Source organism: Massilia phosphatilytica (genome assembly GCF_977014125.1).
Map to the genome: position 1 here is coordinate 1 of NZ_CDRNIL010000157.1, position 6,994 is coordinate 6,994.

General features: G+C 69.2%; 6 protein-coding genes and 1 pseudogene. All 7 read right to left on the reverse strand.

Annotated elements, in window-relative coordinates; genetic code table 11:
- Positions 1-271: 271 nt before the first annotated feature.
- The 7 genes and pseudogenes from ACWNCF_RS05560 to ACWNCF_RS05590 all read right to left on the reverse strand — a co-directional run bounded on the left by ACWNCF_RS05560 (position 272) and on the right by ACWNCF_RS05590 (position 6,848).
- The gene (locus ACWNCF_RS05560) at positions 272-1,387 is read right to left on the reverse strand and encodes a tetratricopeptide repeat protein (RefSeq protein WP_449406327.1); all 1,116 of its coding nucleotides are present in this window, start codon (positions 1,385-1,387) and stop codon (positions 272-274) included.
- Positions 1,387-1,569, reverse strand: a complete 183-nt coding sequence (locus ACWNCF_RS05565) for a hypothetical protein (protein ID WP_449406328.1) — start codon at positions 1,567-1,569, stop codon at positions 1,387-1,389. Before ACWNCF_RS05565 ends, ACWNCF_RS05560 begins: the two co-directional genes overlap by 1 nt.
- A gap of 190 nt (positions 1,570-1,759) precedes the next feature.
- Entirely contained in the window at positions 1,760-3,244 is a 1,485-nt protein-coding gene (locus tag ACWNCF_RS05570) for a glycoside hydrolase family 3 protein (RefSeq protein ID WP_449406329.1), read from the reverse strand.
- 21 nt (positions 3,245-3,265) lie between these two features.
- Positions 3,266-4,277: pseudogene (locus ACWNCF_RS05575) on the reverse strand (SIS domain-containing protein).
- Entirely contained in the window at positions 4,270-5,379 is a 1,110-nt protein-coding gene (gene nagA, locus ACWNCF_RS05580; RefSeq protein ID WP_449406330.1) for an N-acetylglucosamine-6-phosphate deacetylase, read from the reverse strand. The pseudogene ACWNCF_RS05575 and the gene nagA overlap by 8 nt, the downstream one beginning before the upstream one ends.
- 11 nt (positions 5,380-5,390) lie before the next feature.
- Positions 5,391-6,266: a BadF/BadG/BcrA/BcrD ATPase family protein gene (locus tag ACWNCF_RS05585; protein ID WP_449406331.1), complete on the reverse strand. Its 876-nt coding sequence runs from the start codon at positions 6,264-6,266 to the stop codon at positions 5,391-5,393.
- Between the two features lie 144 nt (positions 6,267-6,410).
- Positions 6,411-6,848 carry an AI-2E family transporter gene (locus ACWNCF_RS05590; RefSeq protein WP_449406332.1) on the reverse strand — a complete coding sequence of 146 codons (438 nt, stop codon included), beginning with the start codon at positions 6,846-6,848 and terminating at the stop codon, positions 6,411-6,413.
- Positions 6,849-6,994: the final 146 nt, after the last annotated feature.

Below are 6,994 nucleotides of genomic sequence, written 5' to 3' on the forward strand. Positions count from 1 at the left end.
ATGTCCTGTACTTCGTTCAGTTACGTATTGCTAAGGTTAAAGACGGAAGGTAGTTTGGATGATCCAGCACCTGGTGGAATTCGTCGAGGTTCAGTTTCGCGGGCGCCTGTCCCTTGCGTACGGTGCTCATGGCCGGCCTTTCGGAAAGTGGTGCGGCGATTATCCGCCGCCGGGCCGGCCGTGCCCGTACGCTCGATTCACACAGACGAAAAAAAGCGGCGCGAACCGGAGTCTCGCGCCGCCTGGTCCACGGGGCAGGCCCCGGTGGGAATTACTTGGCTGCCGCCGCGCCGCTCGGATGGTTCAGCAGCAGGATCCAGTACTTGGCGGTGTCCGCCAGGCCGCCGCCGGCTTTCACTTCCTGGAAGGTGGCGATGGCCTTGTCTTTCTGGCCGGCTTTCGCATAGGCCATGCCCAGGCGCAGCTTCGCTTCGTCCGGCGACTTCAGGCCGCCCTTGGCGATACCCTGCTGGATGAAGCCGATGCCCTTGTCGTACTGGTCCATCGTCGCGTAGGCCCAGCCCAGGTTGACGAGGCCGGCACCCGTCTTGGCCTTGGTGGCGCCCGCTTCGCCAGCCGCGATGTTCTTGGCGTCGCTCGCGGCTTCCTTGGTGGCGCGGTCGCGCAGCTGGCGGTCCTTGGCGGCGCCGCTGCCCGTGCCCATCACGCCTGCCGCGAAGCCGGCGTCGACGACTTTCTTCGCCTCGGTCGGGAAGCCGTCCTTCAGGGCCAGCTCGGCCAGTTCCGTATAGGCGTCGCCCGACATCTGCTTGACGGCCGCGAATTCCAGGCGCAGCACGTCCGGGATGCTGGCGTCGGCGAAGCCTGGCTTGCGCACGATGCCGCGGTGGATCAGGTCGGTCCAGTAATCGTCGTTCGGATAGTAGGCGACCAGTTTTTCCAGGCCGCGCAGGTAGGCCGCGTCATCCTTGACCTTGTTCGCGGCCGACGCGTACAGGCGCAGGCCTTCCACCGTCGGCGTCTTGCCGGCCTGTTCCGCGGCCTGCAGCACCGGCTCCTGCGCCTTCAGCGCCGACGCGTAGTCGCCGCTCAGGTAGTAGGAACGGATCAGCGCCGAGTTGATCTGGTCCGACGCCTTGCCGGACGCCTGGATCTGCTTGTACAGCTCGATCGCCTTCGGGTAGTTCTTGGCGTTGTAGTAGTAGGTCGCGAGGGCCTGCGTGAAGTTCGGCTTGTCCGCCTCCGACAGCTTGCCCGAGGCCAGGATCGCTTCCAGCGAGTCCATCGCCATCTTGTCGTTGCCCGTCGACGTACCGAGCGACAGCTTCATGCGGTTCAGCACATAGGTTTCGTACGGGGTCTTGTCGGGGAACGCTTCCGCTTGCGTGATGCGGTTCTGCACCTCGGTGTAGTTCTTCGCGTCCATCAGCGGCTTGATCTGGGCCGGGTCGAGCAGCTTGTACAGTTCCGGGCGGACCGTGTCCGGCTTCGGCTGGGCTGCCGGCGCGTCTGTCCTGCGCCGACGCGCTGTGCATCAGGGCCGGCGCGGCGTTGCAGGCCGAGGGCGCCCAGCAGCAGGGCGAGGCGGGCAAAACGGAATTGGGACATTGAAAAATCCTCTCTTACTCTTTAATGACGATAAGGTTGCACCGCTGGTTGCTCAGCATACATACGCCGACGGTGCCAGGTGCCGAACTCGGACAAAGCGTGCATTCTCCCACAAACTGCTGATGGGCGTGACAATCGTGCCAGCCGTGCGAGGGCGGGCTGCATGGTTACAATGCGTTACCCGACGCCTTCAAAAGCCCGGCACCGGGCAGTGGCCGGGCGCGTCGGCGGTGCCGGCCAGCCATGCCCGCACGGCGTCCAGCGCGGGCGGTGCGAAGCCATACGTCAGCAGCGCGGGCGCCGCGAAGTCGAGCGCCTGGTACGGATTCCACAGCGCGAGGTGCAGGTCCGGCGCCCACGTGGCGCGTGCGTGCGGCCCGTAGCGGCGGCGCGAGGTCGACGCGAGGATCGTGAAGCGTCCGTCGTCCGGCAGGGCGTTCCAGTCGAAGGCTTCGGCATCCGCGAACGTCACGAGATCGACGTCGAACAACCGCTGCAGCATCGCCGCGATGGCGCCGGCCGGCACGCCCGCTTCCGAGACGCCGTCGCTGACGACGTCCTGGCGCGCCACCAGGCGCACCTTCGCCTGCGGCGCGGGGCGCAGCGGATCGCCGCGCGCGGTCAGTGCCCGGCGCCAGGCTTGCGCCATCAGTGCGCGGTCCGCGTCCTCCGTGGCATAAGGCACGGCCGCTGCCGGATGCGCGTGCGCGAGGCCGTCCAGGCGTGCCAGCCGCGCGTGCACCTCGTGCAGCGGCAGGCGTCCGTCGGCGATGGCCGTGGCGATGGCGTCGATCGTCTCTTCCTGCGTGGCGCGGCTGCCGATGGCCATCACCATGTCGGCGCCGGCCAGCAGCGCGTTCACGGCAGCCTCGCCGGCGCCGTAGCGGTGCGCGATCGCGTGCATGTCCATGCCGTCCGTGATGATCACGCCTTCATAACCCCATTGCGCGCGCAGCAGGTCATGCAGGATCGCGCGCGACATCGTGGCCGGATGGCCCGCGTCGAGGGCGGGGTAGACGATGTGCGCCGTCATCACGGCGGGCGCGTGCGGCGCCGCCGCGCGGAACGGCGCGAATTCGAAGCGCTCCAGTTCCTGCAAGGGTTTGTCCACCGTGGGCAGGTCGCGGTGCGAGTCGACGTGCGTGTCGCCATGGCCGGGGAAGTGCTTGACGCAGCAGGCCACGCCTTCGCTCTCGCTGCCGGCCATCCACGCGAGCGCCAGCCTGGTCGCCTGCGCCGGATCGGCGCCGAACGAGCGCTCGGCGATGACCGGGTTCTGCGGATTGTTGTTCAGGTCCAGCACCGGCGCGAAGTTCCAGTTGAAGCCGAGCGCGCGGATCGCCCGCGCCACGGCCGCGCCCACGTCGCGCGCGAGCGCCGCGTCGCCGGCCGCGCCCAGCGCCATCGCGGACGGCGGCGGCGGCACCCACAGCGCGCGCACGACGGCGCCGCCTTCCTGGTCGAGCGCGATCAGCGCTTCGTCGCCCATCGCGTCCTTCAGGTCGGCGGTGAAGCGCGTCAGCTGCGCGGCATCGACCATGTTCTGGCGGAACAGGCACGCGCCGCGGATGCGGTTGGCGCGGATGAAGTCGGCCGTGCCGGCATCGAGTTCGGTGCCGAACAGCCGGATCATGATCAGCCGGCCGGCCAGTTGGCGCAAATCGTTCGTGTGCATCGGTGTGTCAGTGTCGTTGGGTCAGTGCGTCTTCGTGACTTTGTTCAGGTGGCGCGGCTTGTCCGGATCGAGGCCGCGCGCCTTCGCCAGGTGCGCCGCCATCACGTAGAACGCGTTGATCGCGACGATCGGATCGAGGTCGGGGCAGTCTCGCGACGGGCAGGTCGAGGTCGCGCGACGGCACGTCCGCCGGCGCGGCGAGCAGCACGCGCGCGCCGCGGCCGCGCATCTCGTCGGCCAGCGCGACGAGGCCCGCCTGCGCGGGGCCGCGCGTGGCGAAGATCAGCAGCGGATAGCCGTCGTCGATCAATGCCATCGGGCCGTGCTTGATCTCGGCGCCGGAGAACGCCTCGGCCTGCAGCGCGGACGTCTCCTTGAATTTCAGCGCCGCTTCCAGGGCGATCGGGAAGCTGATGCCGCGGCCCACGACCATGATGTTGCGCGCCGGCGCCAGCACGCCCAGCGCCGCCGACCAGTCGGTGTGCGCGGCCTGGCGCAAGGCGTCCGGCAGCGCGGCGAGGCCGGCTTTCAGTTCGTCGTCCTGCTGCCACTCGGCCACGAGGCGCGCACCCGCCGTCAGGCTCGTGATGAAGCTCTTCGTCGCGGCGACGCTCTGCTCCTTCCCGGCGCGCAGCGGCAGCGCCCATTCGGCTTCGTGGGCGAGCGGCGAATCGATGTCGTTCACGAGCGCCACCGTCGTCGCGCCGCCGGCGCGGAAGTAGCGGACCGGTTCCACCACGTCCGGGCTCTGGCCCGACTGCGAGATCGACACCGCGAGCGTGCCGGCCGCCTGCAGCGGCGCCTTGTACAGGGTGAGGAGGGACATCGGCAGCGACGTCACGAGGCGGCCCATGCGCGCCATGATCAGGTAGGCGAGGTAGCCGGACGCATGGTCGGAACTGCCGCGCGCCACCGTCACCGCGTTGTGGAAGGGCGTGCTGCGCAGGTGATGGCCCAAGGCCGCGTAGCGCTCGGCGTCGTTCGACAACTGCAGGGCGACGCAGTCGGCCGCGGATACGGCTTCTTCAAGCATCAGCGAGGTCAAGGGGCTCTCCTTCGATATAAACGGTTTTCAGGTTCAGGTCGCGGTCGAGGACGACCAGGTCGGCGAAGCAGCCCGGCGCGATGCGGCCGCGGCGCGTCTCGCCCAGGTAGTCGGCGGCGTTGGTCGACACGCGGCGCGCGGCGTCGGCGAGATCGAGGCCGATGGATACGAGGTTGCGCAGCGCCTGGTCCATCGTGAGCGTGCTGCCGGCCAGCGTGCCGTCCGCGAGGCGCACGCCGCCCATGCATTTGTGGACGACCTGGCGGCCCAGCATGTACTCGCCGTCCGGCATCCCGGCGGCGGCCGTGGAATCCGTCACGCAGTAGAGCTGCGGGATGCAGCGCAGCGCGGTCCGGATGGCGCCGGGGTGCACGTGCAGCAGGTCGGGAATGATCTCGGCGTACCGAGCATGCGCGAGCGCCGCGCCGACCATGCCCGGATCGCGGTGGTGCAGGCCCGGCATCGCGTTGAACAGGTGGGTGAAGCCGGCCGCGCCGTGTTCCAGCGCGCGCACGCCGTCGTCGTAGTTGCCGTTCGTGTGGCCGATCTGCACGCGGATGCCGGCGTCGGCCATCTTGCGCACGAGGGCCAGGTGGCCGTCGATCTCGGGCGCCACGGTGATGAGGCGCAGCGGCGCCTGCGCGTTGAAACGCTCGACCTCCGCCATGCTTGCTTCGCGTGCGAACGGCGGTTGCGCCCCCAGTTTGCCCGAGTTGATGTACGGCCCCTCCAGGTGCACGCCGAGGATGCGGGCCTCGCCCTTGCCGCGCTGTTCGCACGCGCCGCCGATCGCGGCGAGCGCGCGGTCGATGTCGTCCAGCGGCGCGGTCATCGTCGTGGCCAGCAGGCTCGTCGTGCCGTGCCGTGCGTGCAGGCGCGCGATCACGTGCGGGGCGTCGCCGCCTTCCATCATGTCGCGTCCGGCGCCGCCGTGCACGTGCAGGTCGATGAAGCCGGGGAGGATGTAGTCGTCCGGATTGGATGCCGGATCGGCCGCCGCGCCGTCGATGGCGGCGATCGTCGCGGCGCCGTCCTCGATGTGGAGACGGCCGCGGATCCAGCCGTCCGGGGTCAGGATATTGCCTTGCATGGGGAATCCTTTCATGCCGCGAGGTGCAGTTCGATCAGGCGCAGTGCGCCGCGTGCCGAATCGCCCGCGGGCGCGCTCGCGCGGGCCGCGAGCGCGGGCGGAAGCCAGTCGCGCAGGGCGCCACCCAAGCCGCCGCACAGCGCGAGCGGCAGCGTGCCGTCGGGGTCGAGCGCGCGTGCGATGGCGGCCGCTTCCTCGCCGGCCTTCGTCAGGATGGCGCGCGCGGCCGGATCGTCGGCATGCCTGAGCACCAGCGGTGCCAGACTCGCATACGTCGTCTGCGTGGCCTTGCCGAGCCAGACCTGGATGGCGGCGCGGTCGCCGCCGCAGGCTTCGATCACGTCGGCGGCGAAGCTGCTCGCGGGACGGCGTCCGTCCAAAACCTGCTCGATGTGGTTGACGGCGGCGAGGCCGATCCAGCCGCCGCTCGCTTCGTCGCCGGCGGGAAGCCCCAGCCGCCCGACCTCGCGCCGCGTGCCGTCGGGCAGCAGGACTTCGCCGACGCTGCCCGTGCCGATGGCGACGATGGCGCCGGGCCGGCCGCCGTGCGCGCCCATGAGCGTCGTGAACGCGTCCGTTTCGAGGACGAGCGCGGCGTAGCCGGGGTCAAACGCTTCGAATTCCTGCGCCCATTGGCGATTGTGCACGCCGGCCAGGCCGAGGCCGATGGCCATGCGGTCCGGGGGCGGCGGCGCGATGCCGGCCGCGGCGAACGCCTGCGCGACCGCTTCCTGGACGGCCGCCCAGGCGCGGGCGATGCCCAGGCCCAGGCCGGACGGGCCGCTGGCGCCCTGGGCCAGTTCGGCGCCGCCGTCGGGCGCGCGCCGTGCGATGCGCACGCGGGTGCCGGTGCCGCCGCCGTCGACGCCGATGAGATAGTCGATCATAGTGAATGCTGTGCCGGGAAAGTCAGGGCACTATAGGCAGCACTGATAGGCTTGTCAACAGGTATTTAATTGGTATTGTAACGTTGCCCAAGGCGGCGGCGAACTGGTCTCGTTTCTGTCGATAGCGGAGCTAGAAAAATGCGCTTAATTGGTATTTAAAGCGGTATTGTCGCCGTCATCGCCGCGCAGCCACTCGAACAGGATCGCCATCATGAACGGCCCGGCGAACAGGCCGATGACGCCGAGCGTCGACACGCCTCCGAGCAGGCCGAACAGCACGGCGAGGAAGGGCAGGTTGACGCGCCGGCCGACGGTTTCGGACGGATGAATTTGTCGACCATGAACAAGCTCGAACGCGCCCCAGCAGAACAGCCCGAGCGCGGCGCCGGAGTGGCCCTGGCCCAGCAGCAGCAGCGCGACGAGCGAGAACGACAGCGGCGCGCCGCCCGGCACCAGCGCGAGATAGCCCGTGAACACGGCCAGCAGCGCCGGCGCCGGCGCGCCCGCGATGGCGTAGGCGGCGCCCAGCACGCAGCCTTCGAGGATGGCGACCGAGACGAGGCCCAGCGCCGTGCCGCGCACGGACAGGCCGGAACACGCGGCGCAGCATCGGATACAGGTGCTGGATCATCCAACTAACTCCTCCGTTTTAACCTTAGGTGCTGGATCATCCAACTAACTCCTCCGTTTTAACCTTAGCAATACGTATCTTTAGTCCAAGCGCTACA